Below are 24,753 nucleotides of genomic sequence, written 5' to 3'. Positions count from 1 at the left end.
GTTATAAGAGTTTTGTAATTTTTGAACTTTGTGGTTTTGTTACTGAATAGAAATAATCTACAAATCTTCCTTTTTCATCTACTAAATACTTTTGAAAATTCCATTTTACTGTAGAGTTAGATTTACCATTCAAACTTTTTTCAGTTAACCATTTATATAATGGATGTTTATTCTTTCCTTTTACTTCTACTTTTTCTGTCATTAAAAAGCTAACACCATAGTTTACTTCACAAAATGACTGGATTTCTTCTAAAGTACCTGGTTCTTGTGCTCCAAACTGATTACAAGGCACACCAATGATCATTAGTTTATCTTGATTATTTTGATACAAAGCTTCTAAACCTTTATATTGTCCAGTAAAACCACATTTAGAAGCTACATTAACAACTAAAATTTTCTTTCCTCTAAATTCTTCTAAATTAATTTTCTTTCCTGAAATATCATTAATTTCAATATCATAAATAGGTGTTTTAGGTTCTAAAGTTTGTGCTTTTATTGATGTGGAAAAAATAGACATGATTACGATTAGTTTTAATAGTTTCATTCGTTTTTATTTATACTGCTTTTATAATTTTAAAGTTGTTATTCCTGCATCTATAGGAAATACTTGACCTGAAATAGCTTTTGAATCATCAGACAATAAATAGTTTGCTAAAGAAGCAACTTCTTCTGCTTCTAAATACATTTTTAATGGGTGACGTTCTGCCATACTTTCCTTTTGTTTTTCATTACGTAATAAACGAGATGCTAAAGATGTATTTGTAACTGTTGGTGCAATTGCATTGAATCTAATTTTAGTAGCATACTCTGCTGCTAAAGATTTTGTTAGTCCTTCAACTCCAGCTTTACTAACTGCTATACTTGCATGAAACGGCATTCCCATTTGGGTAGCTACTGTGCTAAACAAAACTACGCTTCCTTTTTTATTACTGAATGATTTTTGATATTTTTTTATGACTTTGACAGCTCCTAAAACATTTATTTCAAAATCTTTTTGAAAGTCTTCTAATGTTAAGCGAGTAAACGGTTTTAAGTTTATACTTCCTGGACAATAAACCAAACCATCTAAATTGTCTAGCACAGGTAATTCATCCTCTAATATATTTATTGGATAATGAATAATATCATCATTTTCAGAAGCAGAACGGCTAAACATAATTATATTATGAGAACTAATTAATTTATTAACTATAGCCTTACCAATACCTTTACTTCCACCAACTACCAATATTGTTTTCATTCATTCCCTGTTTTTATTAAAATTATAATCTTCCTTTTAATCTAATTTCTATTTTTCTTTTTATCACAGTAACTCTTTTCATAATATCCATTAATGCTTTATCTTTTGTTTTTTTATAAATGTTATTTAATGATAAAACTAATTCTTTTGCTTTTCTAGAAGCTAAAATTTTTTCATTCCTTGTTCTAAATTGCTTATGATTTCTTTCAAAATCAAGAGCTTCTTGTATTAAATCTACTGTACTCATTTTATATAATTTTGAAGTTCAACTATTTTTTCTGACTCATTAAACATACCTCCATAGAAGCAGGTTACTGTTGATGAAGAGTCATCTTTAACTCCTCTAGAAGAAACACATAAATGTTTTGCTTCTATAATAACAGCCACATCTTTTGTTTTTAAAATTTCTTGTAAATCAAAAGCTATTTGATTAGTCAGCCTTTCTTGAACCTGAGGTCTTTTTGCATAATACTGAACTATTCTATTAAGCTTTGATAAACCAATTACTCTTCCTGATGAAATATAAGCTACGTGAGCTTTTCCTATTATTGGAACAAAATGATGTTCACAATTAGAGTAAAATTGGATATCTTTTTCAATCAGCATTTGATTGTATTGATATTTATTTTCAAATAGTGCTATTTTGGGTTTATTTTTAGGGTCTAATCCTGAAAAAATTTCATCTATATACATTTTAGCAACTCTTTTGGGAGTTCCTTTTAGTGAATCATCCAATAAATCTAACCCCATTACATCCATTATTTGTGAAAATAATTCTGTAATTTTCTTTTTCTTTTCTTGATTAGACATTAAAAAAGCATCATCTTTTAACGGTGTTTCTATTCCAGTATATAAATGATCATCTCCTATTTCATCTACTGAAAAATCTTTTAAAGAATTTCTAGACATTGTAAGGGTATTCAACAAAGTTTCTTGGTGTTTCATATAACTTTACTTTTAATTCCAAATTATCCGGAATTTCATTGATTATTAAATGGTAAATTACCACTGCTATGTTCTCAACTGTTGGATTTAAATTTTTAAAGTGCTCAACCTCCAAATTCAAATTTTTATGATCAAAAGGTTCTAAAACTTTATTTTTAATGATGTTTGATAAAATTTTAGTATCAATAACATAACCTGTATCTTGATTTATCTCTCCTATAATTGTAACTTCTAATTCATAGTTATGTCCATGAAAATTAGGGTTATTACACTTCCCAAATATTTCTTTATTCTTTTTATCACTCCAATTTTTATTATGAAGCCTATGTGCTGCATTGAAATGTTCTTTTCTAGTTATTCCTATTTTATATTGATTCATTTACCTCTTAGATATACTATTATTGCTTATTGTTCTTTGCCTTGAACATTTAAATCTCTTTATTCCAGATACTCTCTTTAATTCATGTTTAGTTTTTCTTCCTTTTACTCTTTTTCTCCATAATTTAAAACTTGACAAGCTTATATTTTTTCTCATTAACCTTGTCACTTCTTTTTCGTTTAATTTGAATTGAATATTAATAGCTTCAAAAGTTGTTCTATCTTCCCAAGCCATTTCTATTATTCTATCTATCTCTCTTTGATTAAATGAATCTAAATTTCTCATATGAAATGCTTTTTAAACGCATCATTTTACTAATGAACTTTTTACTTATTTCATATCTATTATTTTTTACCATTTGAATAAAGTTTCCTTCAGAATGAATACTAAAATAGGTTACATTAAAAATTGATAATTTATAATACGGTATTACCCATGAATATCGCTTTAGTTGTTTAGTTATATGTACAATTATCCCTTTGGGTCTTAGTTCAATATTAGCATAATTAACATCAGATACTTTATTCAACAGCATTTGAAGATTTGTACTCACTCCATGTATTATAAGTCTTTTACTACCAATGCCTCCTAATTTTATTTTTTCTACTAATGAAAAAGGCTTTCCAACCAATGTTTCAATTTCTAATTGCTCTTCTCTATCTGTATAAGTTGTATTAAATAGAATCATTTTGTAACATGTTTTTTAAGTATTCGAATACTCTCCTCTATAACATCTTTATCTTTTCTCATTTGCCAAATAACATCTGATGCTTTTTTCCTTGTTTTAGGAACGTCTACTATTGGTTTAGGATAATCTATACCTAATGAAAAATTGTATAGTTTCTGTTCTAATTTTGTTAATTTATAAGGTTCATGTCTAAAAGCAACCGGTAATTTTTCCAATTCTGGGAGCCATTCAGTAATAAATTCTGCTTTTGGATCATGTTCTAGACCGTTTTTTACTGGACTATAAATTCTAATAGTATTAATTCCAGTTTCTCCTGCTTGCATCTGTAATTGTGGAAAATGAATTCCTGGTTCAAAGTCTAAAAATACTTTTGATAAATACTTAGATGCTTCTTGCCAAGGTTGCCAAAGATTATGTGTAAAAAATGATACAACCATGGCTCTCATTCTAAAGTTTAAGTAACCCGTGGCTTTTAAACATCGCATACATGCATCTACTATTGGAATTCCTGTATTACCTTCTTCCCATGCTTTTTTATATTTTTTGGAGACTTCTTTTTTTAACTTATGAAATCCTTTATTTATACTTTCAGTTTCCATAATACATTCCATTTCAAATTTTTGAATAAAATGTGCTTGCCATCTTAATCTTGAAGTAAATGCATCAATAGCTCTTGTATCAACCGTATTTTTCCTACATGCTTTTGCATATTGATATACTTCTCTTACAGACAAATTACCCCATGACAAATATGGAGACAACCTACTACAACTTTGTCTAGCTAATAATGGTTTAGAAATAAATTTAGCATAGTTTACATAACGTTCTTTAAAAAAAGATTCCATATACTTTAATGCAAAGCTCCTTCCTCCTTTTTGCATGAACTTATTATCTTCTACTTCTAACGATTCTAATGTTAAATGCTTTTCTATTTCAAAAATATTATCCCTGCTTAAGAATGTATTAGATTTGGGAGAAAATACTAATTGAGACTTATTCATATATGCTTCCCAATCTTCTTTCCAATGCTCTCTATCTTCTCTTCCTCTAAAAACTCCGTTGTTAATATTTTCTACCCAATCAATAGAATTATTTCTACAAAATCTTGTAAATTCTTTATCTCGTTTATATGTTTTTAAAATACCTGTCTCTTGATGTGAGAAAACTTTTACTACTCTTTTTTTAGATAATAAATAACTAAAAAATGGTTGAATTTCAGAGGTTATAGTTAATACTTTGGTTTGATACTTTATTAGGTTATAATTAATGGCTTTTATAGATTGCTTTATAAAAACCCAATGTCTTTCTGAATAATGTTCATCATTGTATAAACTGGGTTCAAAAACATAAAGCAATAATACTTTATAACCAGAACCTATAGCATTAAAAACTGCTTCATTATCATGTAAACGAAGATCTCTTTTCAACCAAACTACTGCTATTTTTTCTTTAGAATCCATTGATAAACCTACTCTTATTCAAAGATAATAATTTTGTTTAACCTTTCAAAGAAAAGAATAAACAAAACTATAACTAACAAAAAAAATTATTCCTTTATTAAAGCATTCAACATCCCTTTAAAAACAAAAGCATGAAATGGTAAAACGCTGTACCAATATAATCTTCCCAAAATACCTTTTGGCCTAAATACAGCTCTTTGATAAAGGGTTCCTTTTATAACTTTAAACTCTAACCACGCCTCACCTGGCAACTTCATTTCTGCAAATAACAATAATCTTTTTTCTTTTTTATCTGCTAATAAAACACGCCAAAAGTCTAATGCATCTCCAGCTATTAATTCTGTAGTATGTCTTCTTCCTCTTCTCAACCCCACTCCTCCAAATAGCTTATCGATATAGCCTCTAACTCTCCATAGTAAGTTAAAACGATACCAACCATTCTCACCTCCTATTTTCCATATTTTCTCTATCGTATAGGCTTCATCTATTATTTTTTCACTTCTTAAATCTTTAAAACATCCATAGTGAGGAATTTGAATGTGCATGGCTAATTGTTCATTAAAAACTCCACTTATCATAGCGTCTTTCCAGCTTGAGATAATAGAATTCTGCTCTATTTTTATAAAAGCTTTGCACACTGCTTCTTTATACGTTATAGGAACTACATTAATAATGGTATTTATTTCAGAATCTTTTCCTACTACTTCTACTTTCATACTATCTACCAAGGAAGTTGCTAACTTAAAAGACGTAGAGGTAACAAAAAACAACCAATAGGAAGATAATTTTGGCGTTAATACAGGTAACGTTATAATCAATCTTTTTAGGTTTCTTGCTTCTGCAAATTGTAACAACATTTGCTTGTAGGTTAACACTTCAGGTCCAAAGATATCAAATGACTTATTATATAATTCTTCTTTAAAAACTGCTTGAGTTAAATACGTTAAGACATCTCTTATAGCTATAGGTTGTGTTTTAGTATTTAACCATTTAGGTGCTACCATTACTGGTAGCTTCTCTACTAAATCTCTTATTATTTCAAATGAAGCACTTCCGCTTCCTACTATAATTCCTGCTCTAAAAGTGGTTAACGCATATTGTTTTGACTGTAGTGTTTGTTCAACCTTAAATCTAGATTGTAAGTGTTTTGACAATGAATTATCATTAACAATACCGCTTAAATAAATAACCTGTTTGCAATTGGTTTTTTCTACTAATGTTTTAAAGTTTTTAGCACATGTATATTCTAAGTTTTCAAAATTTGTACTGCTAGACGACATCGAATGAATTAGATAATAGGCTACTTCTATTTCTTTAGGAAATTGTTTTTCTTTAACATTTAAAAAATCAATTTCTAAAAAACCTATTGATTTATTCTCTTTTAAATCTTCAGGAATTCTAGACACATCTCGTACACAACATAATAACTCATGTCCTTCTTCCAAAAGTTTTGGTATTAACCTTTTTGCTATATATCCTGTTGTTCCTGTGATTACTATTTTCATCTAAAACATTTATATACTTTTACCATAGTGGTATCATTATTTTTATGGAAACCTTCCTACACTAGTGCAGGACAACCTTTGTATCATTAATTGTTTACTTATTATTTAGGTCTTTGGTATGAAAATCTTTTTCCTTTTTTAGGAATTAAATAAGCATCTAAACCATTAATAACTGCTGTTTTGGCTTCCGATAGATTAACAAAACCATCTTCTTTTACCAAACTATCTTCAATATACAAATCGACAATCTCACCTAAGATTAAAATAGTATCATTCGCTTTAATATGGTATTCTTCTGCATATTTTAAACCTATTTTCACCTTACATCCCTTTACAAAAGGCGCATAAAAATTATTTAAATGCTCTTCTTGCAAAGTTGTTTTATCAAACTCTGATATTTCAGCTGGATATTTTGCTGATGTGTGATGTGCTTCTTCAAGAATAGCATCATGTATATGGTTTATTGTAAAGTACCCTGTTTCTTTTATATTATCATAAGTATTTCGTCTAACCGTAGTAGGCCTAAGGACGAACCCTAGAATTGGCGGTGCTGAACCGTAATGCACTACAGAACTAAATACAGCAACATTAGATATACCTTCTTTGGATTGTGTAGCTATTAAGTTAGCAGATTTAAATCCTAAGATACTGTTTATTAAGTTTATTTTATAAAGGTGTTCTAAACTATCTATATGTTGTCTAGTAAAATACATTTACATATTTTTAAAATTATTAATCTTTACCTGTGTAGCTTTTAAATCGTGCATTAGGTTGTATAAACCAAAAAATGTTCTGTTAATGTAAATAAAGTGTTTAGAACCTCTATTTCCATTCATTTTTTTTAATTCAGTACTCTTGGCATATTTCTGGCCTAAGTCTGCTATTCTCCCAAAGAAAACAGCATCTGAAAAATCAAATTCTTCTTTATGAAAAGGTTGTGTAAACAATGAAAGCATTTCATGGAAAAGTGCTTTAAAAAATTGCTTTTCTTCAGCTGTATCATCCTTTCTTAAAATTTCAAGCTCATATAATTTTGCTTCAAAAAACTCAGGATTTTCTATATTTTCTTTTTTAGCTAACTCAAAATAAGGAATATAAAAACTGTTAGGAACTTCTTTCATACAACCAAAGTCAATAACAATTAACTCGTCTTTTTCTGATACTAAAAAATTACCTGGATGCGGATCTGCATGTACTTTTTTTAACACATGCATTTGATACATATAAAAATCCCATAAAGCTTGCCCTATCTTATTTAAACTTTCTTGTGAGTTTTCTTTGGCTACATATTCAGAAAGATGTACACCCATCATCCAATCCATCGTTAAAATTCGTTCAGAGGAATATTCTGGATAATAGTTTGGAAATTTTAAATTAGGAATTATACTACATTTTTCAGCTATTTCTTGACTTTGTTTTAGTTCAAGTGTATAATTAGTTTCTTCTAACAACTTATTTTCTACTTCTTTAAAATATTCATCTGAGCCTTCTCCCTTAATATTGAACATTTTAATAGCTATAGGTTTTACCATAGCTAAATCTGAAGATATACTATCTGCAACTCCTGGATACTGGATTTTAACAGCCAAGTTTTTATCAGCTAATGTTGCTTTATGCACTTGACCTATACTAGCAGCATTTACAGATTCTGAAGTAAAGGTATCAAACACCTCTGTTGGTGCTTTTTTAAAATATTTTTTAAATGTCTTAACAACTAATGGCGCAGATAAAGGTGGTACTGAAAATTGTGATAATGAAAATTTCTCAACATAAGCTCTAGGCAATATGTTCTTTTCCATACTTAGCATTTGAGCAACTTTTAACGCTGAACCTTTTAAAGTTTTTAAGCCATCATAAATATCAGCTGCATTTGCTTCATTTAAATTTTCTTTTGCTTCTTCTTCTGATTTTACAATTTTTTCTCCGTAATATTTTGCATAGTTCACCCCTATTTTTAAACCTGTTGTTACTAGTTTAGAGGCTCTCTGTATTTTTCCTGTTGGTATATTATCTATTGTTTTCATTCACTATACGGGCATTTTTTCTTTCCATAAAAACTTTGCAAAATCAAATACACTTTTTAAAGGTGTTATATCTTTTAAATCAAAACTTGCTTTTACTGCTTTTTCAATAAAAACATCAGTTTTTTCAAAGTTCTTTGATTCATCTTCTAACCAAAATTGCAAGGCAAATAATAACTGTATCCATGCAGTTTCTTCCATTCCTTTGTCTCTTACTTTATTTACTTTTTCATTCTTAAAATCGATTTTATCTGAATGGAACTCTTCTTTTATGTATCGTATATGAGCTTCTTTTAATTTAGATAACAACTTAACAGATTCCAACTTATTTTTATTTCCTTTAAGCTTTAAATGTACATAAGACCTATTTGCTGTTAATAATTCAAAAAACGTATAATAGAAGCTTAATAACTTACTTTTTTCATCGTAGGTTTTATATTCTTCATTGTTATGAAGTAATTCAATTGTTTTATCATGAAAAATTGCAAAAATTTCTTTTTCTAATGTTTCAAAACTGCTAAAATGCTGATAAAACTCATTTTCTTCAAACTCATGCTTCTTTGCAAAAGCGTAAATAGTTTTTGAAGTACCATCCATTAATACTTCATCCATATATAATTCTATAATTTTTTGTGCGGTAATTTGTTTTCTCGCCATAACTTTTAAGATTAATTATTAAAAACAATGTATGCATTTAAGCTAGTTGCTATTGTCATCCATATTAGATAGGGAACTATTAATAGTGTTACCCATTTTAACTCTTTTTTAAAGTTAAATGTAAAAAATCCGATAAGTAACCATAATGCTACGATTATTAACAATCCTACTTCTGTTAAATGCTGATTAAAAAATGCATAATTCCAATACACATTCAACATCCATTGAACTACATATAAAACAATTAACTTTTTATTTAAATACTGATAGTTGAAACTCAATTTAGTCATGTAAAATGAGAAACAAAACATAATAAACGACCATGCTGCACCAAACATCCAATTAGGCGGTGTCCAAGGTGCTTTATTTAATGATAAATACCAATCTGTTCTAGGACCATTATTCATTAACCATACGCCAATTGCTAAAGCAGAAAAATTAGCTATTAGAAAAATGATAAATCGTACATATTTATTATTCTCCATAGTTTTTACTTTTTAGGTAGTTAAAGATTAACTGTATTGAAAACAATAAATTAAAAGCATAAAATATATCTTCAAATGGTATTGTAAATAATCTAAAACCAAGGTTTTCATTGTTATTATACCAAACTACAGGTTCTTCTATAAAACTACCTGTTAAAATTCCATTTACTATAAAAAAAGGGATTAGGATTACTAAAAAACTTGGATAATAGGTTTGTAATGTTGTTATATGATATTTTAAAGCATATAAGATTAATATTAAGAAAAAAATAAAATTTACCGTTGTATACCATTTTCCAAAGTTTAGGAAAAGTAATATTGCTATTAAACTAATTATAATAAAACTTATAATTCTTACATTTTTTTCAGATACTTTGAAATTTGGTAAATAGTACTTTAATACCTCATGTGTAAATAAGCAAGCATAAGGAATACAAATAAAAAACATCCATTCTTCCATTGGCATTGCTGCCAGTTTCAATCCTAAAAAATAGGTTGAATTAAATCCCCAAAAACCATTATGAGTAAAATAAGCATCCCAAATTAGAAAAGGAATTGCCACTAAAACAATACTTATTAAGGCTATTTTAAAGTATTTAATAAAATGAAACTTTTTTTCAAAAATGCTGTAAAGTAAAGGAATACTTAAGCTACCTAAATTTAATATGAGGTATAAATAATTACTCATTCCACTTGGGCTTTTTAAAGTATTTAAAAGGAACATAAAGCATTCCAAAGCATTCTCCTTCTTCTTTTCCTAGATGTTTATGATGAATTTTATGAGCCTTTCGCAATCCTCTTAAATATCTATTTTTAGTGTTTTTAAACCAGTTAAATCGTCTATGTATTAAAACATCATGCACCAAAAAATAAGCTAACCCGTATAATAGAATTCCAAAACCTATAAAAAATAAATAATTTAGCTCTGGACGAATTCCAAAGTAAAAAAGTAAAATACTTGGTATAGCAAAAACAACAAAAAAGGCATCATTTTTTTCAAAAATATGTGGATATCCAGGCTGATGATGATCTTCATGTAAAAACCACCCAAAACCATGCATTACATACTTATGGGTACACCAAGTTATGCCTTCCATAATTATAAATGTAACTATTGTTGTTATTATAAATAATACAATCATAATGACGTGTTCTTTTTTATATAATAATCCAAATAATCAGAATTATCTACTTCTTCTAATTTTCTTTTTAAAAATTCTTTATCTTCAGTGATGCTTGATTTGTAATTTAATATAGCTGGTATATTTTCTTGTATTACTAACCTTACATATCTTAAATCAACATTTTCAGGATGCTCTTTAATCAATTGTTCTAACTCTTTTTTCCCTTTATTGAATACAGAAAGTTTTTTCCAAGGGAAAAATTTATACTTAGCTTGTTTCATTTTTAAAGAAACTACATACGCTTTTACACTGGTTTTATTAGAACGCTTATACTTAATTATAAATGCCTCTTCTTGCTCTTTTGTAGTAGCTTTATGAAAAGCTTCTAAATACTCTGGTGCTTTTACATTTATAAATAAAAGAGTTATTAATAAAGCAAGTAACTTCATTTATAATAGATTAAGTTTATACCTTGCATACCCTCTCATTAACAAACTTATTTTTAACGTATTTGAAATTCTAATACGAGTATCCATGATTTGAGAAGATGGCACTGATTTTAATTTTTTTAACAACCTCCTGTAATATCTGTAAGCAATATATACTCCAAACTTAGCTTCTACAGGTAGCTTTAGCACCCCATGTTTATATGCATACTCAAAATCAGCTTCAATTTCTTCTATGATTTGTTGTTTAGCTTGAGTATCTAGATTTTTAAGGTTTACATTTGGAAAATAAGACCTGTTCAGTAACTCAACATCATCTTTTAAATCACGTAAAAAATTTACTTTTTGAAAAGCGGAACCTAAACGCATAGCGGCATCTTTAAGCTCGTTATATTTTTTATCATCTCCTTTTACGAAAACTCGTAAACACATTAAACCAACTACATCTGCTGACCCATAAATATATTCATCATACTCTTCTTTTGTAGTATATACTGTTTTGTATAAGTCTGCTCTCATACTTTTTAAAAAAGCCTGTACTAATTCATCTTCTATATGATATTTATTTACTGTATGTATAAAAGAGTTTAAAATAGGATTAGTGCTAATTCCTTGCTGCTTCCCTAAGTAATAGTTTTTTTCAAATTGTAACAACAATGCTTCTTTATCATAATCATGAAAACTATCTACAATTTCATCTGCAAACCTTACAAATCCATAGATATTATATATTGCTGCTCTTATTTCTGGAGCTAACATTCGGGTTGCTAAAGAAAAAGATGTGCTATATTTTTGGGTTACTAGTTTACTACATGTATAGGAAACTTGATCAAATAATTGTTTCATTATTTATGTGTGGTTAAGATTAGTTCTGATGCTACTTTTCCCGAAATTAATGACGGTGGTACTCCCGGTCCTGGAACCGTTAATTGTCCTGTAAAGTATAAGTTTGTTACTTTACTACTTTTGATTTTAGGCCTTAAAAAAGCCGTTTGGGTTAATATATTAGCCAATCCATACGCATTTCCTTTATAAGAGTTATAATCTTTTATAAAGTTATTTACACAATAACTTTCTTTAGAAACAATATGGCTCTTTACTTTTTGATTGGTCAATTTTTCAAACCTATCAATTATCAAATCAAAGTACTTTTCTCTTATCTCTGGCGTATCTTCTATTCCAGGTGCTAACGGAATTAAAAAAGTTCCAGCTTCTTTTCCTTCTGGGGCAAAGGAATCATCGGTCATTGAAGGAAAGCTAGCATAAAACAATGGATCTTTTGGCCAACTAGGCGTATCATAAATTGTTTTAGCATGTACATCAAAATCCGTATCAAAAAACAACGTATGATGATTTACATTCTTCAATTTTTTATCAAAACCAATATAGAATAATAATGAAGACGGAGCAAATGTTTTTTTTGCCCAATATGAATCTGAATATTGTCTATAATTTTTTGGTAATAATGTTTCTGTATGATGATAATCTGCTCCACTGAGTACTAAATCAGTTTCTATAAATTTTCCATTTACACTTACTCCAGCTACTTTACTATCTTTAATAACTATTTCATTAACTGTAGTATTTGTTTTAAATTCTACCCCTAAATCTTTGGCTAATTTAACCATCCCTTCAATTACTTTATACATACCTCCTATAGGATGCCAAGTTCCTAAGGAAAAATCAGCATAGTTCATAAAGTTATAGAATGCTGGAGTATTACTAGGTTTAGCTCCAAGGAATAAAACAGGAAACTCTAATATTTGTATAAGTTTTTTGCTTTTTATTTTTTTACGAACTTGTTTTCGTATAGTAGAAAAAAATTGATTGACTCTAATAGCAGTTTGTGGTGTTATTAATTCTAAAGGAGATACTCCTGGCTTATATACCATACCTTTTACTGCTATGTTGTAGTTATTTTCAGCAGACTTAATAAATTTTCTTAAATGTTTTGAACTTCCTTTTTCTTCTTGTTCAAAAACTGCACAAATATCTTCAAAGTTATCTGGTATTGTAACAAAATCTTCTTTTCCAAAATACACTTGATATGCTGGAGAAAGTTTTTCAAGTTGATAATAATCAGAAGGTTTTTTACCGAAGTCTGCAAAAAACTTTTCAAAAACATCAGGCATCCAATACCAAGTAGGCCCTATATCAAATGTAAATCCTTTATTTAAATACTGCCTTGCTCTTCCGCCAAGTGTATTGTTTTTTTCGTAAATTACTACCTCATATCCATACTTTGCCAAATAGCAAGCTGCAGATAAAGAAGAAAACCCCGAACCAATGAGTGTTATTTTTTGTTTAACCATACTCAAACAAAGTTAAACAAAATATTAATAGATTGCATTTTTTTACTACTATTTTTTGTTAAACAAATCATAATTTGATTTAATTAAATAGTCTCTAAAAAATTTACTACTGAAGGAAAAACTTTTATATTCGAATTAAATTTTTCTTTTTCTACTAAAGCTGCTTTACAGCCTAAACCTATAAACTCGTGGTTAGTACCCTTTAACACTTCTTCTATCTCTTTAAAATACCCCAACACTCTATCCTCATAAGGTTTTACTGTCATTGATGAAACAAAACTAATTGCTGTTTCACTGTTGAAAAAGTAATTTAAATTATCTAGAGGTAAACTTTGCCCAAGATAAATAGTTGGAAACCCTCTTAAAACTAATTCATAGTTTAAGTACAACAACCCTATTTCATGGATCTCACCATCTGGAAGAAACAAAACATAAGTACGACTATTGTTATTAACCGAATACTCTAACTTCTCTGTATTAATTTGAATCTTTTGAATTATTAAGTTAGAAATAAAATGTTCATGAGCAGGCAACAAAGTATCTGTTTGCCATAACATTCCAATATTATTTAAAAAAGGAATAAAAACTTCTTTAAAAATTTGTCTAAAAGTTTTTTTATGTAACAGTTTATTATACGTATTATTAAAAAGGACTTTATCAAACTGAAACATAGAAACTTTAAAAGCATTAATAGCTTCATCATCCACAGCAAATTTAAAAGCCAACTCTCTCGCAGTAACCTTGATTTGTTCTTCAGACATTTCGGCTATCTTCGAAATCTTATACCTATGCTTATTTAGCAATACTACATTTAAAAGTTTTTGTAAACTTTCTGAAGAATAATACCTTATGTTAGTATCTGTTCTTTTAGGCTGAAGTAAATTATACCTTTTTTCCCATATTCTAATAGTATGAGCTTTTATACCTGAAATATTTTCAAGGTCTTTTATCGTAAAAATCGTCTTTATATTGTTCAACTAATCAGATATTTAGTTAAACAAAGATAACTAATTATTTTATAAAAACCCTAAAAACAAAATTTGGAGTTATACCTAGTGAAATATCTTCTACTGTATTAATTCGATGTTTATCATCAGTTATAAGCACTTCATTACGTCTACTTAAAACATTCACCTTATCATAAACATTTAACAATGAAACTCCCAATTTACCTCTCCATTTCCCTTTTTTATCTATATTAAACGAATATCCAGAGGAAAAGTCAAGTTTATGGTATGATGGTAAACGTTTAGAGTTTATTTCTCCAAAAGTAGCTTTGTTGGTTTCATTATTTAAAGAAACAGGAGTAAAAGGTGTTCCTGTTTTTAATACCCATGACAAAGAAAAATCGAAATTACCTAATTTCAAATTGTGAACCCATAAAAAATTATTTCTTACGTCAAAATCACTAGGAAAAGAATTTCCATTATTCACTTCATCAAACCTAAAATCTGTTTTACTATAACTATAATTAATCCAAGTATTATAATTATTAAATCTTTTTCTTATTAAAAAATCAACACCTACCACATCTCCTTTACCAGAATAAAAACCACTTAATGTATTTTCCGTACCTGCAGTAAAAGATGTTAACCCATCACTTGTTTTCCTATAAAACTCAACATCTATTAAAAAGTTATTTTCCTTATATAATGCTCCTATTGTATATTGATTACTTTTTAAAATTGGAAAAACATCATTATCAGCCAAAAGCCATATTTGATTACCTAAACCAAAATCTTGTGTATGTGTCTCTAAAAATTGCACAATATTTTGTTGCTTAAACTCTAAAGATGATTTAAGAGAAAATTTAGGCCAAATTTGTTGCTCTACGTAAACTCTAGGAGCAAAAAAAGTTCTATTAGTATGAGAGAAGTAATTTGTTCTAGCACCAATATTTAAAATTGTTTTATCTTCTTTATTATACCCATAATCAACAAACAAAGCATGAGTATCATTATAATCATAACCATAAACATACGTTTTATTTGTTATTCTTGAATCTTTTCTACTGATCTTAAAATCCACTCCATTCTTTACAAACTCATAACCTAATGAAAGTAATGTGTTTTTATTTAACTCACTTTCAAAAACCGTCTTTCCTCCATAATCTTTAATCATATTTTTCTTAAAAGCAGATTGTGTAAATGGATTCCCAAAATCAAACTTCCCATCATAACCATAATCTAAATCATAATTAGAATAATAAACACTTGTACGCTGTGATACTTTTTCACTCCATTCATGATTCCATTTTAACCTATACCCTGTATTTCTTATTTGTAAATGATCTTTAGTATTATAAGAACTATTGTTTTTTGAACTAAACTCATAATCTAACCTATTTCTCACCCATAAATAATTAAATGTTAACACATCTTTGTCTGATAAGTTATATGTTATTTTAGAGTTTATATCGAAAAAATAAAAGTCATTAGTATTTTGATATTGCTCAGTTCCAACCTCTTCATTGCTATCTATAACAGAATTTTGAAATACTTTTTTAGATAGTTTTGTAAATGTTGGAGTATCAAAAAAATCTGTAAAAGATCTTCTTACCGAAGCTGCAATACCTAAATTCTTGGTTACCGGAACACTTACAAATACATCAAAATGAGTCATATTAGCTCCAAAGCCTCCTTTAATAGCTTCTCCTACTTTATTATTTGTTTCTATATCAATTACTCCAGATGAGTGATTTCCATATTCAGCTTTAGCTGCACTTTTAAACACTTTAACTTTGTCAACTATATAAGGATTAAAAGCTGATATTGTTCCAAAAAAATGAGAAGAGTTGTACATTTTAATGCCGTCATACAGTACTAAATTCTGATCAGGAGCTCCTCCTCTAATATACAAACCTGAAGCTGTCTCGTTTGGACTATTAACGCCAGGAAGTAATTGTATGCTTTGCAAAACATCTGGTTCTGTTAATCCAGAAACCACCCCTAACTTTTGCGGTGATATCACAATTGAACCATCAATATCTTTATCAATTCCTCCAACCATATAATCAGAAACAATTACTTCTTCTAAAAGCATACTATGATGCTTTAAATCAACTTTTGAACATTTGGTACCTAATCTATCTTTTACAGGTATTATTTGAGTTTCATATCCTACAAAAGACACCTTGATACTATCTAACTCTGAAAGATTTTTTAAATTAAAAAAACCATTCTTTGCTGAAACTGTACCTTTAGAGTTATGAAGTGAAAAAATAGTTGCTCCTTGGATAGGTTTATTAAGTTTACCATCCATTATAAAACCACAAATACTATTCTCTTTATTAATATTTATATCTGTAATAGTAATATAACGTTTAGTAACTCTTTCGAAACTTAAATTTGTTTTAGAAATAAGTTCACTAAGAATATCTTCAATACTGTAATTTTCAGAAAAATCTAAGTAGAGTTGTTTTTCTTTTACTAAGGAATCCTTGTAAGAAAATTTTACATTGTATTTTTTTTCAACCAAAATAAGGACTTCTTTTAAAGAAGTCCTTTTATTTTTTGTTATTTTTTGTGCAGATACATGCTGAAAGCAGCTTAAGAACACAAAAATTATAAATACATAATTCCTTGTTTTAATCATTTATTGCTTAACTAATCTCACTGTTTTTGAGTCTGTAAATATAACTCCTATTTTCATAGGTTCAAAAACAGTTTTTAAAGCAACTTCTAAATTAGCATGAGTAAAACTTCCTGTAAACTTTTGTTTTAAGTCTAAATTTGTAGATTTTATTTCAATTCCATATTGATTTTCTATAGACCTTATTACATATTTTAAAGGTATACTTTTAAACGAGGTTTCTCCGTTTTTCCATGAAGGTTCAGATTGTAATATTTCCCACTCTTCAGGTTTATCCATATTTCTAAACGCACGACCTTTAGTTAAAATACTTTCTACTTCCTCTGAAACCACCTTTACTTTACCTTCAAAACAATGCACTTCAATAAACTTGTTACTTGCGTTTACATTAAATTGAGTTCCTAACACATTAACCTCTCCATACTCAGTTAAAACACTAAATTTCTGCCCTTTCTCTACTTTAAAAAAAGCTTCTCCACTCAAGTTAATTTTTCTTTGAGCATCCCATTTATTCTCATCATATTCAATTGATGACTTGGAATTTAAAATAACCTCAGAACCATCAGGTAATGTAACTGCCATTTGCTCTCCATACCCTGTTTTATAACAAACAGGTTGGTTTACATAATAGAATAAACTAAAAAGAAGTAATACCGAAGCAGCAGCACCATAAACCCAGTTCATCTTTATAACCTTTGACTTCTTTTCTTTAATATTAGTAGTAGCCAACTTAGCTTTAATACCTCCTAAAACTTTTTCTTTTTCAAATTCTGGAGCTTCAAATTCAGCTGATACTTTAGCTATCTTATCATACAAAGAGTAATCTGAAGACTCCTTAAAGCCTGCAAGCTCCTCTTCTGTAAGCTCTTGATTTAGCCATCGGGCTAAAAAAACATCATCATTTTTATTATTTTTCATTATTTTCTGTCTATCTATCTACTATTATAACAGGTAATTTAAAAATTACCCTACTTAAAATTACTCCCTATTTTTTCTCTCAATACTTTTAATGCTAAAGACATTCTTTTTTCAACTGCTTTAACAGATATTCCAAGCATTTCAGATATTTCTTTATACTTCTTTTTATCTATTCTATTTAGCAAAAATACCTCTCTTTGCTTTTCTGGTAAATCGGCTATTGCCTTTTTAAGCTTTTGTAAAAATTCTTGTTCTTCAATTAAAAACTCAGGAGTTTCATTAGTATAATCTTTTTTATGTTCTGAAGAATGTTTTAAAACTATCTTATTATGTGCTACATGATTTAAAAATAAGTTATTAGCAACTGTAAACAAAAAAGATTTTGCTTTTTCTATGAGTACTTTTGAACAATTACCCCACAACTTAACATAAGAGTCTTGTACAAAGTCCTCTGCTAAACTTTTATCACCACATTTGTAGTACATAAAGTTGTATAAGGTTTTTGAATGCTCTTCATAAACCTCATTGAATACTTTGGGTTCGCAAATTGATTTTTTTACTTTCATTGCAACAAACTTACTATTTTTTTAAAAAATTGGTAGGGTAAAATCATTTTTAATTGTTTTAAATACAAATTAATTAGATAGAGGTGCTATTAGTCTTACCCTACCCTTCAATCTTGCTAATAGCACCAATTTAATAAAAACTTAATAATTTACATAAAATTTTATACGAAGTACATTAATTTTGCCCAATGCAAAAATCTAAAGATTCCTCTGGTTTAGAGTTTATTTTTTTAATGGCTTCTTTAATGTCTCTTGTTGCTCTAGCAATTGATGCCCTCTTGCCCGCTTTATCACAAATAGGCACCTCTATTAAAGCTACTAATAGTGAAGATAAACAACTTTTAATTACTATGATATTTTTAGGCTTAGGTTTTGGCCAACTAATTTCTGGTCCTTTATCTGATAGTCTGGGAAGAAAACCTATTATCTATCTTGGCTTTTTAATCTTTACCATTGCTAGTTTTATATGCATTACAGCTAATTCTTTAGAAACTATGATCTTTGGAAGAATACTACAAGGTATTGGTTTATCAGCTCCAAGAACTATAAGTATAGCTATGGTTAGAGATAGTTTTAGTGGAAATTACATGGCCAGAATTATGTCTTTTATTGTTGTCATTTTTATATTAGTACCAGTAGTAGCGCCATCTATAGGTAAGGTATTTTTAGATTTTTGGGGATGGAAATCAATATTTACTAGCCAACTTATTTTTGGATTTATAGTAATGATTTGGCTATGGAAAAGACAACCCGAAACTTTAAATGAGAACTTTAAATCTAAACTTTCTTTATCTTTATTTTACAGTGGATTTAAAGAGTTTATTAAATTTAAACAAGCTGTTGTTTTTACACTTATTTCTGGTTTTATTACAGGGTCTTTTATGGTTTATTTAAGTGCTTCCCAGCATATATTTGAAGTACAATATAACCTAATTGAAGAATTTCCTTTTATTTTTGCCTGTTTAGCTATTTCTGTCGGGTTAGCTACCTTTTTAAACGGTAAATTTGTTATGAAATATGGAATGTTTAAACTTGTTTATTTTTTCACAATTATTTTCATAATTATTCCTATAATTTATATTTTCCTTTTTTCTGGAAATGCTAATCCTAGCATCTCTATTTTATTATTATTTTTCGGCTGTCAATTTTTTGCTATTGGTTTTTTATTTGGAAATTTAAGAGCTTTAGCCATGGAACCTATTGGACACATAGCAGGAGTTGGTGCTGCTTTTAATGGATTTATATCAACTATTATGGCTGTTCCTATTGCTACTTATATTGGTAAATATATTACTATAAATGTTGTTCCTTTATTTACAGGCTTTCTTGTTTGCGGGGTAATTAGTTTTGTTTTATTAGTCAGTGTAAAAAATAAGTTTAATCATTAATTTTTGTATTTTGAAAGTTGAAATAATTTATCAAGATGAATATTTTATTTGTGTAACAAAACCCAATAACGTTGTTGTTCATCATGCACATCATTCTAGAAATGTTGCTGATGAAAAATCTCTTTTGCAATTACTTTTAGATCAAACTGGAAATAAACTCTACCCTATTCATAGACTAGATAGAAAAACTTCTGGTATTATTCTTTTGTGTAAAGACAAAAAATTTGTTTCCAAATTTCAGCAACTTTTTACTCAAAATCAAATCGAAAAAGCTTATTTAGGCGTTGTAAGAGGTCATGCTCCAGATAAACTCATTATGGACTCTCCTGTAAAAGGTAGAGATGCAAAGATACACAAGGAAGCGGAAACAGAGTTAAATACTCTTCAAACTATTACCTTAAATATTCCTGTAAAACCTTACGATACCTCTAGATATAGTCTAGTTAAATTAACTCCAAAAACTGGTAGATTACATCAATTACGAATACACACCAATAAAATTAGTCATCCATTAATTGGTGATCCTAAATATGGTGACAAGAACCATAATCTAATGTTTATTAAAGAGTTTAGTTATGAAAACTTATTTCTCCATGCTTATAAACTAATCTTTAAGCATCCTTTTACTAACGAAGAGCTAGTTCTCAAATCATCTTTACCTGAAGACTGGAATGATTTATTAAAAAAGTTTGATTGGGAAGTGTACTAAGTTATTTTTAGCATTATAAATTATTTTATCTAATTCACTAACCTCGTCCTTACGAAAAATACTTTATTACCGTAATTACTCCAACCAAAACAAAAAAGTAGTTAAAATATAGCTACGCTCTTATTAAATGTTTATAATAAAACAAATAACTCTCATTTGTTTTATTTTAAACACGTTGCAATTTTTATACTTTATTCCCTATATATAGTATAATATTATCAATTAATTAACTTTTTATAAACCCAATTTAATTAAATGAAAAATTTTAAACCCTTCACACTAATATTCGTTGCTTCTATATTATTTAATAGTTGTAACAATAACGAATCTACTCCAGTAGAATCACCTTCTTCTATTGAACTAAACAGTAAACATTCTCACAAAGAGTGTAGCTTTATTGATCAATACTGGGGGCAAAATGCCTATATCGGTTCTACTATTGTGAATCAATCAGAGACTAACTTTTTAAAAAATCAAAACAATAAAATTGCTAGTGTTTTCAACATTAATCCAATTCCTTTATATTTTGCAAAAGGAGATGGTACGGCTAATGCCATTTCATATGGACGTGGTTATATTATTTTTGGTGAGCAATTATATAATTTAGCCCTAAACAGAGGCGGAAGAATTTCTTGTGCTATGGTTCAAGCTCATGAGGTAGGCCATCAATTACAATTTAGAAATAATTTTCCTTCAAGAAGAGAAAACACTGCTAGAGCTGGAGAGTTAGAAGCTGATGCTTTTGCTGGTTATTATATAAGAAAACCTAATGGTTACAATGCTACATGGACACAAGCTGCTCCTGCTTATAATTTTGCTGGTTCAATTGGAGACAATAACATAAATAGTCCAAACCATCATGGAACTGCAGCTCAGCGTCGCTCAGCTTTTCGTTTAGGTTATTTGTTAGGTCAATATAATTTATCAGTTGGTGATTTCGACTACAATTTCTTCTACTACTATGATAATTATGTTTTACCTGGTAATTTACGTAAAGGCTTAAAAAAACCTAAAGATATTAGATCAGATATACATAATTTTATACTCTCTAAAATACAAGAGTTACGTAAAATTCGCTCTGGAGAAATTTCTAAAGAAGAATATGAAAAACTATAATCCTAGGTTAATCAATTAAAACTAAAATAAAAAAGTTAATTAATAAAAAAAAGGGCTGCAAAATTTGCAACCCTTTTATTTTTAATACTTAAATTTCTTTAAAAATTGCGTGCATTAGACGCTTTTTATCATTTATACTTTCTTCTAATGATATCATAGTTTCTGTTCTGTTAACCCCATGAATATCATCCACCCTATAAATAATATCCTTCGCATCATTTGTGCTTCTTGCTCTTACTTTACAGAAAATATTATACTTTCCAGCAGTTACATAAGCCACTGTTACATTAGGAATAAGTCTTAAGTTATCCAAAACATGTTGTGTCATTGATGTTTTTTCAAGAAAAACACCTACATGAGCTATAAAAGAATACCCCATTTTTTCGTAATTAAGGGTTAAGGTAGAACCTTCTATAATCCCTTCATCTTCCATCTTCTTAACACGAACATGAATAGTCCCTGCTGATACAAGTAATTTTTTGGCTATATCTGTAAATGGTGTCCGAGCATTCTCTATTAAAATGTCTAAGATTTGATGATCTATTTCATCTAATACAAATTTCTTCATCTTATTTTTATTCAAATAATATTGCTAAAATATGTTTTTTTTTTAATAATTAAATGATTTGTTTGAAAGAAAGACAATTATCATTCATTTATATTGAATTCTTTGTGAGATAAATATGATGATAAGTCACCTTCCTTCTCTTTAACTAAATCGAGTGCAAATTTATTACTTTCTATCTTTTCTACGTACTGATATGCTATATCTTTTTTATTATTTTTTGACCTATAAATTACATCAAAAAAGTTCTTTACATTATTAGGTATTGAAAAGTATTTTTCATATATTTTAAAGTCTTCTGTAATTGATATATGATATACTCCTTGAAGGATGGCATAAAAATTAAACTTTCTTACCAACTCTCTTTCATAGTCATTTGGATAATGACCTGCTTCAATTAAAATTGTGTTATGACCTAGTTTTTGAAAATTATCTCCTGTTGCGGTAGGATAAAACTCATCTGTGTATCTTCCTACATGATTAGGTATCACTTTTTGCAACAATTCATTCATAACTACTATTACATTCATAGTCTCTTTTCTTCCATCAGTTATTTTTCTACTCTCTTCTTCTGATGGAGCCAAGAAAGAAATTGTTGCTGGGTTTTTAGTTCCTTCTACTCCAAATATTGTTCTTTGATCATGTAAATTAAAACAAAACTCAGGATTTATTTTATCCAAAATCTTCCTTAGTAATTTACTTTCTTTTGCTTGTAAAGCAACAGCGTCTCTATTTAAATCTACTCCAAATGAGTTAACTCTTGTATAAGCTTGAGCTCCATCTGGGTTTAACATTGGAATAATATGTATTTCTGTATTTGAAAGAATCGTTTTTACTATTTCAGTTGTTGACTCATATTTAAGGAAGTTTAAAAAATCAAACACTGCTTTAGTTCCAGTACTTTCATTACCGTGCATCTGACTCCACATTAAAATCTTCTTACTTCCATTTCCTAGTTTAAGTTTATAAATAGGTACTTCTCGCTCTGACTCTCCTATTAATTCATACTCTATAAAACTTGGTAAAGAAGCAAACAATTCTTTGATTTCATTGAATGTTATCCACCTTCCTTGAAGGGTATTTTCTTTTATCCTTAAGTAGTTTTCTTCTAAAAAACTTATATCTAATATTTTCATTCTTTTCATCTAAATAGCAAACCAATCAGAAACAAGTTTCTTTTCTACTGGTTCAACAGTATTATGTACATAATCATCTTTTGACAAGTCATAATGATAGTCTTTAGACCAGTTTTCTATATTCTCTGCTAATTCTTTTAACGAATCACATATATAACTAACTTCTTCATTAGTTATTGTTGGATGCATTGATAAACGAATCCAACCTGGCTTATCCATACTACAACCTTCTATAATTTGATCTTGAATTTTATGAGAAGAATATTGATCTACATTTAATAAATAATGCCCATAAGTACCTGCACATGAACATCCTCCTCTAGTTTGAATTCCAAATCGATCGTTCAATAGTTTCACTACCAAATTAAAATGATACTCTTGAAAATAAAAGGAAAAAATACTTAGTCTTTGCTTGTGTAAAGGAGCCAATATTGTAACTCCTGATAAATTTTCTAAACACTCAAACATAACAGCGTTAATTTCTTCTTCTCTTTTCTCCATATTATCCGTTCCCATCTGCTCTTTCAGTTGCATTGATAATGCAATACGAATTGTTTGTAAAAAAGCAGGTGTACCACCATCTTCTCTAGTTTCTACATCATCTATATAGTCATGCTCTCCCCAAGGGTTAGTGTAAGTAACAGTTCCACCACCTGGATTATCAGGAATCGTATTTTTATACAGTTTTTTATTAAACAATAATACACCTGAGCTTCCTGGTCCACCTAAAAATTTGTGTGGCGAAAAGAATATTCCATCTAAATATTCATCTTCTTTTTCAGGATGCATATTAATATCTACATAGGGTGCAGAACATGCAAAATCAACAAAACAAAGTCCGTTGTACTTATGTATTAAAGCAGCAACCTTATGATAATCAGTTTTTATACCTGTAACATTTGACGCTGCTATTATTGAAGCTATTTTTATGGGTCTATCTTGATATTTTTTTATACTCTCTTCAAACTTATCCAAACAAACCAAACCAGCACTATTACAAGGTACAATTTCTACATCTGCGATTGTCTCATACCATGAAGTTTGATTAGAATGATGCTCCATATGACTTATAAATACAACAGGTCTTTTTTCATCTGGTATTTGAGTGTATTCTTTTAAGCTTTCCGAAACTTTAAGTCCTAAAATTCTCTGAAATTTATTGATAACACCAGTCATTCCAGAACCTTCAGTAATTAATACATCATCTTCATTTGCATTTACATGTCTTTTGATAATATTTCTAGCTTTATGATATGCTAATGTCATGGCAGCTCCAGACGTAGAGGTTTCTGTATGTGTATTAGCTACAAAAGGGCCAAATTTATACAACAACTTTTCTTCTATTTCTTTATACAACCTACCACTCGCAGTCCAATCTGTATATATTAACCTTTTTTCTCCATAAGGTGTTTTAAAGGTTTGATTAACACCTACAATATTATTTCTAAACGAATTAAAATAAACTTCTAAACTCATACTCAAACTTTGTTTTTATGATACTA

28 protein-coding genes are annotated in these 24,753 nt (G+C 28.6%); 3 read left to right on the top strand and 25 right to left on the bottom strand.

The genetic code is table 11. The annotated features are described in order from the left end of the window. Position 1: 1 nt before the first annotated feature. The 22 genes from ABNT65_RS02640 to ABNT65_RS02535 form a co-directional block, all read right to left on the bottom strand. Complete coding sequence (locus ABNT65_RS02640) at positions 2-544, bottom strand: glutathione peroxidase (RefSeq protein WP_412766833.1); 543 nt, start codon at positions 542-544, stop codon at positions 2-4. Positions 545-565: 21 nt separating this feature from the next. After that, the gene (locus tag ABNT65_RS02635; protein ID WP_348702028.1) at positions 566-1,240 is read right to left on the bottom strand and encodes an SDR family NAD(P)-dependent oxidoreductase; all 675 of its coding nucleotides are present in this window, start codon (positions 1,238-1,240) and stop codon (positions 566-568) included. A gap of 22 nt (positions 1,241-1,262) precedes the next feature. Next, positions 1,263-1,487 (bottom strand): hypothetical protein, encoded by a 225-nt coding sequence (locus tag ABNT65_RS02630; protein WP_348702030.1) that lies wholly within the window; start codon positions 1,485-1,487, stop codon positions 1,263-1,265. Beyond that, positions 1,484-2,185, bottom strand: coding sequence for a GTP cyclohydrolase I FolE (gene folE / locus ABNT65_RS02625; protein ID WP_348747093.1), 702 nt, complete (start codon positions 2,183-2,185; stop codon positions 1,484-1,486). Before folE ends, ABNT65_RS02630 begins: the two co-directional genes overlap by 4 nt. Further along, positions 2,142-2,564, bottom strand: coding sequence for a 6-pyruvoyl trahydropterin synthase family protein (locus ABNT65_RS02620; RefSeq protein WP_348702033.1), 423 nt, complete (start codon positions 2,562-2,564; stop codon positions 2,142-2,144). Before ABNT65_RS02620 ends, folE begins: the two co-directional genes overlap by 44 nt. Continuing rightward, entirely contained in the window at positions 2,565-2,849 is a 285-nt protein-coding gene (locus tag ABNT65_RS02615) for a TIGR03643 family protein (RefSeq protein WP_348702034.1), read from the bottom strand. After that, positions 2,827-3,252 carry a hypothetical protein gene (locus ABNT65_RS02610; protein WP_348702036.1) on the bottom strand — a complete coding sequence of 142 codons (426 nt, stop codon included), beginning with the start codon at positions 3,250-3,252 and terminating at the stop codon, positions 2,827-2,829. Before ABNT65_RS02610 ends, ABNT65_RS02615 begins: the two co-directional genes overlap by 23 nt. Then, positions 3,249-4,712, bottom strand: a complete 1,464-nt coding sequence (locus tag ABNT65_RS02605) for a cryptochrome/deoxyribodipyrimidine photo-lyase family protein (protein ID WP_348736462.1) — start codon at positions 4,710-4,712, stop codon at positions 3,249-3,251. The genes ABNT65_RS02610 and ABNT65_RS02605 overlap by 4 nt, the downstream gene beginning before the upstream one ends. Positions 4,713-4,798: 86 nt before the next feature. Further along, on the bottom strand, positions 4,799-6,217 hold the full coding sequence (locus ABNT65_RS02600) for an SDR family oxidoreductase (protein ID WP_348747092.1): 1,419 nt from the start codon (positions 6,215-6,217) through the stop codon (positions 4,799-4,801). A 101-nt stretch (positions 6,218-6,318) separates the two neighbouring features. After that, on the bottom strand, positions 6,319-6,930 hold the full coding sequence (locus tag ABNT65_RS02595) for a flavin reductase family protein (protein WP_348747091.1): 612 nt from the start codon (positions 6,928-6,930) through the stop codon (positions 6,319-6,321). Then, complete coding sequence (locus tag ABNT65_RS02590) at positions 6,931-8,241, bottom strand: ABC1 kinase family protein (RefSeq protein ID WP_348747090.1); 1,311 nt, start codon at positions 8,239-8,241, stop codon at positions 6,931-6,933. A 3-nt stretch (positions 8,242-8,244) separates the two neighbouring features. Then, complete coding sequence (locus tag ABNT65_RS02585) at positions 8,245-8,895, bottom strand: TetR family transcriptional regulator C-terminal domain-containing protein (protein ID WP_348747089.1); 651 nt, start codon at positions 8,893-8,895, stop codon at positions 8,245-8,247. Positions 8,896-8,906: 11 nt separating this feature from the next. Beyond that, a complete protein-coding gene (locus tag ABNT65_RS02580; protein ID WP_348747088.1) occupies positions 8,907-9,380 on the bottom strand; it encodes a TspO/MBR family protein in 474 nt (157 codons plus the stop codon). Continuing rightward, positions 9,370-10,068, bottom strand: coding sequence for a lycopene cyclase domain-containing protein (locus ABNT65_RS02575; RefSeq protein WP_348702045.1), 699 nt, complete (start codon positions 10,066-10,068; stop codon positions 9,370-9,372). The genes ABNT65_RS02580 and ABNT65_RS02575 overlap by 11 nt, the downstream gene beginning before the upstream one ends. After that, positions 10,061-10,522 carry a beta-carotene hydroxylase gene (locus ABNT65_RS02570; protein WP_348702046.1) on the bottom strand — a complete coding sequence of 154 codons (462 nt, stop codon included), beginning with the start codon at positions 10,520-10,522 and terminating at the stop codon, positions 10,061-10,063. Before ABNT65_RS02570 ends, ABNT65_RS02575 begins: the two co-directional genes overlap by 8 nt. Further along, the gene (locus ABNT65_RS02565) at positions 10,519-10,953 is read right to left on the bottom strand and encodes a hypothetical protein (protein WP_348736448.1); all 435 of its coding nucleotides are present in this window, start codon (positions 10,951-10,953) and stop codon (positions 10,519-10,521) included. The genes ABNT65_RS02570 and ABNT65_RS02565 overlap by 4 nt, the downstream gene beginning before the upstream one ends. Continuing rightward, positions 10,954-11,796 carry a phytoene/squalene synthase family protein gene (locus ABNT65_RS02560; RefSeq protein WP_348702048.1) on the bottom strand — a complete coding sequence of 281 codons (843 nt, stop codon included), beginning with the start codon at positions 11,794-11,796 and terminating at the stop codon, positions 10,954-10,956. Next, positions 11,796-13,262: a phytoene desaturase family protein gene (locus ABNT65_RS02555; RefSeq protein ID WP_348702049.1), complete on the bottom strand. Its 1,467-nt coding sequence runs from the start codon at positions 13,260-13,262 to the stop codon at positions 11,796-11,798. Before ABNT65_RS02555 ends, ABNT65_RS02560 begins: the two co-directional genes overlap by 1 nt. Before the next feature lie 83 nt (positions 13,263-13,345). After that, complete coding sequence (locus ABNT65_RS02550) at positions 13,346-14,239, bottom strand: MerR family transcriptional regulator (RefSeq protein WP_348702050.1); 894 nt, start codon at positions 14,237-14,239, stop codon at positions 13,346-13,348. Positions 14,240-14,273: 34 nt separating this feature from the next. Continuing rightward, a complete protein-coding gene (locus ABNT65_RS02545; RefSeq protein ID WP_348736444.1) occupies positions 14,274-16,856 on the bottom strand; it encodes a TonB-dependent receptor domain-containing protein in 2,583 nt (860 codons plus the stop codon). Beyond that, positions 16,857-17,771 carry a FecR family protein gene (locus ABNT65_RS02540; protein ID WP_348747087.1) on the bottom strand — a complete coding sequence of 305 codons (915 nt, stop codon included), beginning with the start codon at positions 17,769-17,771 and terminating at the stop codon, positions 16,857-16,859. It lies immediately after the preceding gene. 50 nt (positions 17,772-17,821) lie between these two features. Next, positions 17,822-18,337 (bottom strand): RNA polymerase sigma factor, encoded by a 516-nt coding sequence (locus tag ABNT65_RS02535; protein ID WP_348702053.1) that lies wholly within the window; start codon positions 18,335-18,337, stop codon positions 17,822-17,824. Positions 18,338-18,525: 188 nt separating this feature from the next. On the opposite strand from ABNT65_RS02535, the gene ABNT65_RS02530 reads away from it, so the two are divergent. The 3 genes from ABNT65_RS02530 (at position 18,526) to ABNT65_RS02520 (ending at position 21,550) form a co-directional block, all read left to right on the top strand. Further along, positions 18,526-19,725: a multidrug effflux MFS transporter gene (locus ABNT65_RS02530; RefSeq protein WP_348747086.1), complete on the top strand. Its 1,200-nt coding sequence runs from the start codon at positions 18,526-18,528 to the stop codon at positions 19,723-19,725. A 10-nt stretch (positions 19,726-19,735) separates the two neighbouring features. After that, entirely contained in the window at positions 19,736-20,434 is a 699-nt protein-coding gene (locus ABNT65_RS02525; RefSeq protein WP_348747085.1) for a pseudouridine synthase, read from the top strand. A gap of 255 nt (positions 20,435-20,689) precedes the next feature. Continuing rightward, a complete protein-coding gene (locus ABNT65_RS02520; RefSeq protein WP_348702056.1) occupies positions 20,690-21,550 on the top strand; it encodes a metalloprotease in 861 nt (286 codons plus the stop codon). An 88-nt stretch (positions 21,551-21,638) separates the two neighbouring features. Here the strand turns inward: ABNT65_RS02520 and ABNT65_RS02515 are convergent, their stop codons facing one another. From ABNT65_RS02515 to ABNT65_RS02505, 3 genes are all read right to left on the bottom strand, one after another. Then, positions 21,639-22,118, bottom strand: coding sequence for an Lrp/AsnC family transcriptional regulator (locus ABNT65_RS02515; protein ID WP_348702057.1), 480 nt, complete (start codon positions 22,116-22,118; stop codon positions 21,639-21,641). Between the two features lie 80 nt (positions 22,119-22,198). Further along, on the bottom strand, positions 22,199-23,251 hold the full coding sequence (locus ABNT65_RS02510; RefSeq protein ID WP_348736437.1) for a M14 family zinc carboxypeptidase: 1,053 nt from the start codon (positions 23,249-23,251) through the stop codon (positions 22,199-22,201). Positions 23,252-23,260: 9 nt separating this feature from the next. Then, complete coding sequence (locus ABNT65_RS02505) at positions 23,261-24,727, bottom strand: aminotransferase class V-fold PLP-dependent enzyme (RefSeq protein ID WP_348736435.1); 1,467 nt, start codon at positions 24,725-24,727, stop codon at positions 23,261-23,263. Positions 24,728-24,753: the final 26 nt, after the last annotated feature.

It is taken from the genome of Tenacibaculum sp. 190524A02b (assembly GCF_964036645.1).
Lineage (GTDB): Bacteria > Bacteroidota > Bacteroidia > Flavobacteriales > Flavobacteriaceae > Polaribacter > Polaribacter vairaonense.
Note: the sequence above shows the minus strand (reverse complement) of the source record. Positions and strands in the feature narration are given on the sequence as shown.

What these genes read in the sequence shown, in the direction of transcription:
- ABNT65_RS02540 (WP_348747087.1), bottom strand. Translation starts at nt 17,771, where the DNA reads ATGAAAAATAATAAAAATGATGATGTTTTTTTAGCCCGATGGCTAAAT.
- ABNT65_RS02595 (WP_348747091.1), bottom strand. Translation starts at nt 6,930, where the DNA reads ATGTATTTTACTAGACAACATATAGATAGTTTAGAACACCTTTATAAA.
- ABNT65_RS02530 (WP_348747086.1), top strand. Translation starts at nt 18,526, where the DNA reads ATGCAAAAATCTAAAGATTCCTCTGGTTTAGAGTTTATTTTTTTAATG.
- ABNT65_RS02510 (WP_348736437.1), bottom strand. Translation starts at nt 23,251, where the DNA reads ATGAAAATATTAGATATAAGTTTTTTAGAAGAAAACTACTTAAGGATA.
- ABNT65_RS02605 (WP_348736462.1), bottom strand. Translation starts at nt 4,712, where the DNA reads ATGGATTCTAAAGAAAAAATAGCAGTAGTTTGGTTGAAAAGAGATCTT.
- ABNT65_RS02545 (WP_348736444.1), bottom strand. Translation starts at nt 16,856, where the DNA reads ATGATTAAAACAAGGAATTATGTATTTATAATTTTTGTGTTCTTAAGC.
- ABNT65_RS02570 (WP_348702046.1), bottom strand. Translation starts at nt 10,522, where the DNA reads ATGATTGTATTATTTATAATAACAACAATAGTTACATTTATAATTATG.
- ABNT65_RS02635 (WP_348702028.1), bottom strand. Translation starts at nt 1,240, where the DNA reads ATGAAAACAATATTGGTAGTTGGTGGAAGTAAAGGTATTGGTAAGGCT.
- ABNT65_RS02565 (WP_348736448.1), bottom strand. Translation starts at nt 10,953, where the DNA reads ATGAAGTTACTTGCTTTATTAATAACTCTTTTATTTATAAATGTAAAA.
- ABNT65_RS02630 (WP_348702030.1), bottom strand. Translation starts at nt 1,487, where the DNA reads ATGAGTACAGTAGATTTAATACAAGAAGCTCTTGATTTTGAAAGAAAT.
- ABNT65_RS02620 (WP_348702033.1), bottom strand. Translation starts at nt 2,564, where the DNA reads ATGAATCAATATAAAATAGGAATAACTAGAAAAGAACATTTCAATGCA.
- ABNT65_RS02535 (WP_348702053.1), bottom strand. Translation starts at nt 18,337, where the DNA reads ATGAAAGTAAAAAAATCAATTTGCGAACCCAAAGTATTCAATGAGGTT.
- ABNT65_RS02515 (WP_348702057.1), bottom strand. Translation starts at nt 22,118, where the DNA reads ATGAAGAAATTTGTATTAGATGAAATAGATCATCAAATCTTAGACATT.
- ABNT65_RS02505 (WP_348736435.1), bottom strand. Translation starts at nt 24,727, where the DNA reads ATGAGTTTAGAAGTTTATTTTAATTCGTTTAGAAATAATATTGTAGGT.
- ABNT65_RS02590 (WP_348747090.1), bottom strand. Translation starts at nt 8,241, where the DNA reads ATGAAAACAATAGATAATATACCAACAGGAAAAATACAGAGAGCCTCT.
- ABNT65_RS02580 (WP_348747088.1), bottom strand. Translation starts at nt 9,380, where the DNA reads ATGGAGAATAATAAATATGTACGATTTATCATTTTTCTAATAGCTAAT.
- ABNT65_RS02575 (WP_348702045.1), bottom strand. Translation starts at nt 10,068, where the DNA reads ATGAGTAATTATTTATACCTCATATTAAATTTAGGTAGCTTAAGTATT.
- ABNT65_RS02640 (WP_412766833.1), bottom strand. Translation starts at nt 544, where the DNA reads ATGAAACTATTAAAACTAATCGTAATCATGTCTATTTTTTCCACATCA.
- folE (WP_348747093.1), bottom strand. Translation starts at nt 2,185, where the DNA reads ATGAAACACCAAGAAACTTTGTTGAATACCCTTACAATGTCTAGAAAT.
- ABNT65_RS02555 (WP_348702049.1), bottom strand. Translation starts at nt 13,262, where the DNA reads ATGGTTAAACAAAAAATAACACTCATTGGTTCGGGGTTTTCTTCTTTA.
- ABNT65_RS02615 (WP_348702034.1), bottom strand. Translation starts at nt 2,849, where the DNA reads ATGAGAAATTTAGATTCATTTAATCAAAGAGAGATAGATAGAATAATA.
- ABNT65_RS02585 (WP_348747089.1), bottom strand. Translation starts at nt 8,895, where the DNA reads ATGGCGAGAAAACAAATTACCGCACAAAAAATTATAGAATTATATATG.
- ABNT65_RS02520 (WP_348702056.1), top strand. Translation starts at nt 20,690, where the DNA reads ATGAAAAATTTTAAACCCTTCACACTAATATTCGTTGCTTCTATATTA.
- ABNT65_RS02560 (WP_348702048.1), bottom strand. Translation starts at nt 11,796, where the DNA reads ATGAAACAATTATTTGATCAAGTTTCCTATACATGTAGTAAACTAGTA.
- ABNT65_RS02610 (WP_348702036.1), bottom strand. Translation starts at nt 3,252, where the DNA reads ATGATTCTATTTAATACAACTTATACAGATAGAGAAGAGCAATTAGAA.
- ABNT65_RS02600 (WP_348747092.1), bottom strand. Translation starts at nt 6,217, where the DNA reads ATGAAAATAGTAATCACAGGAACAACAGGATATATAGCAAAAAGGTTA.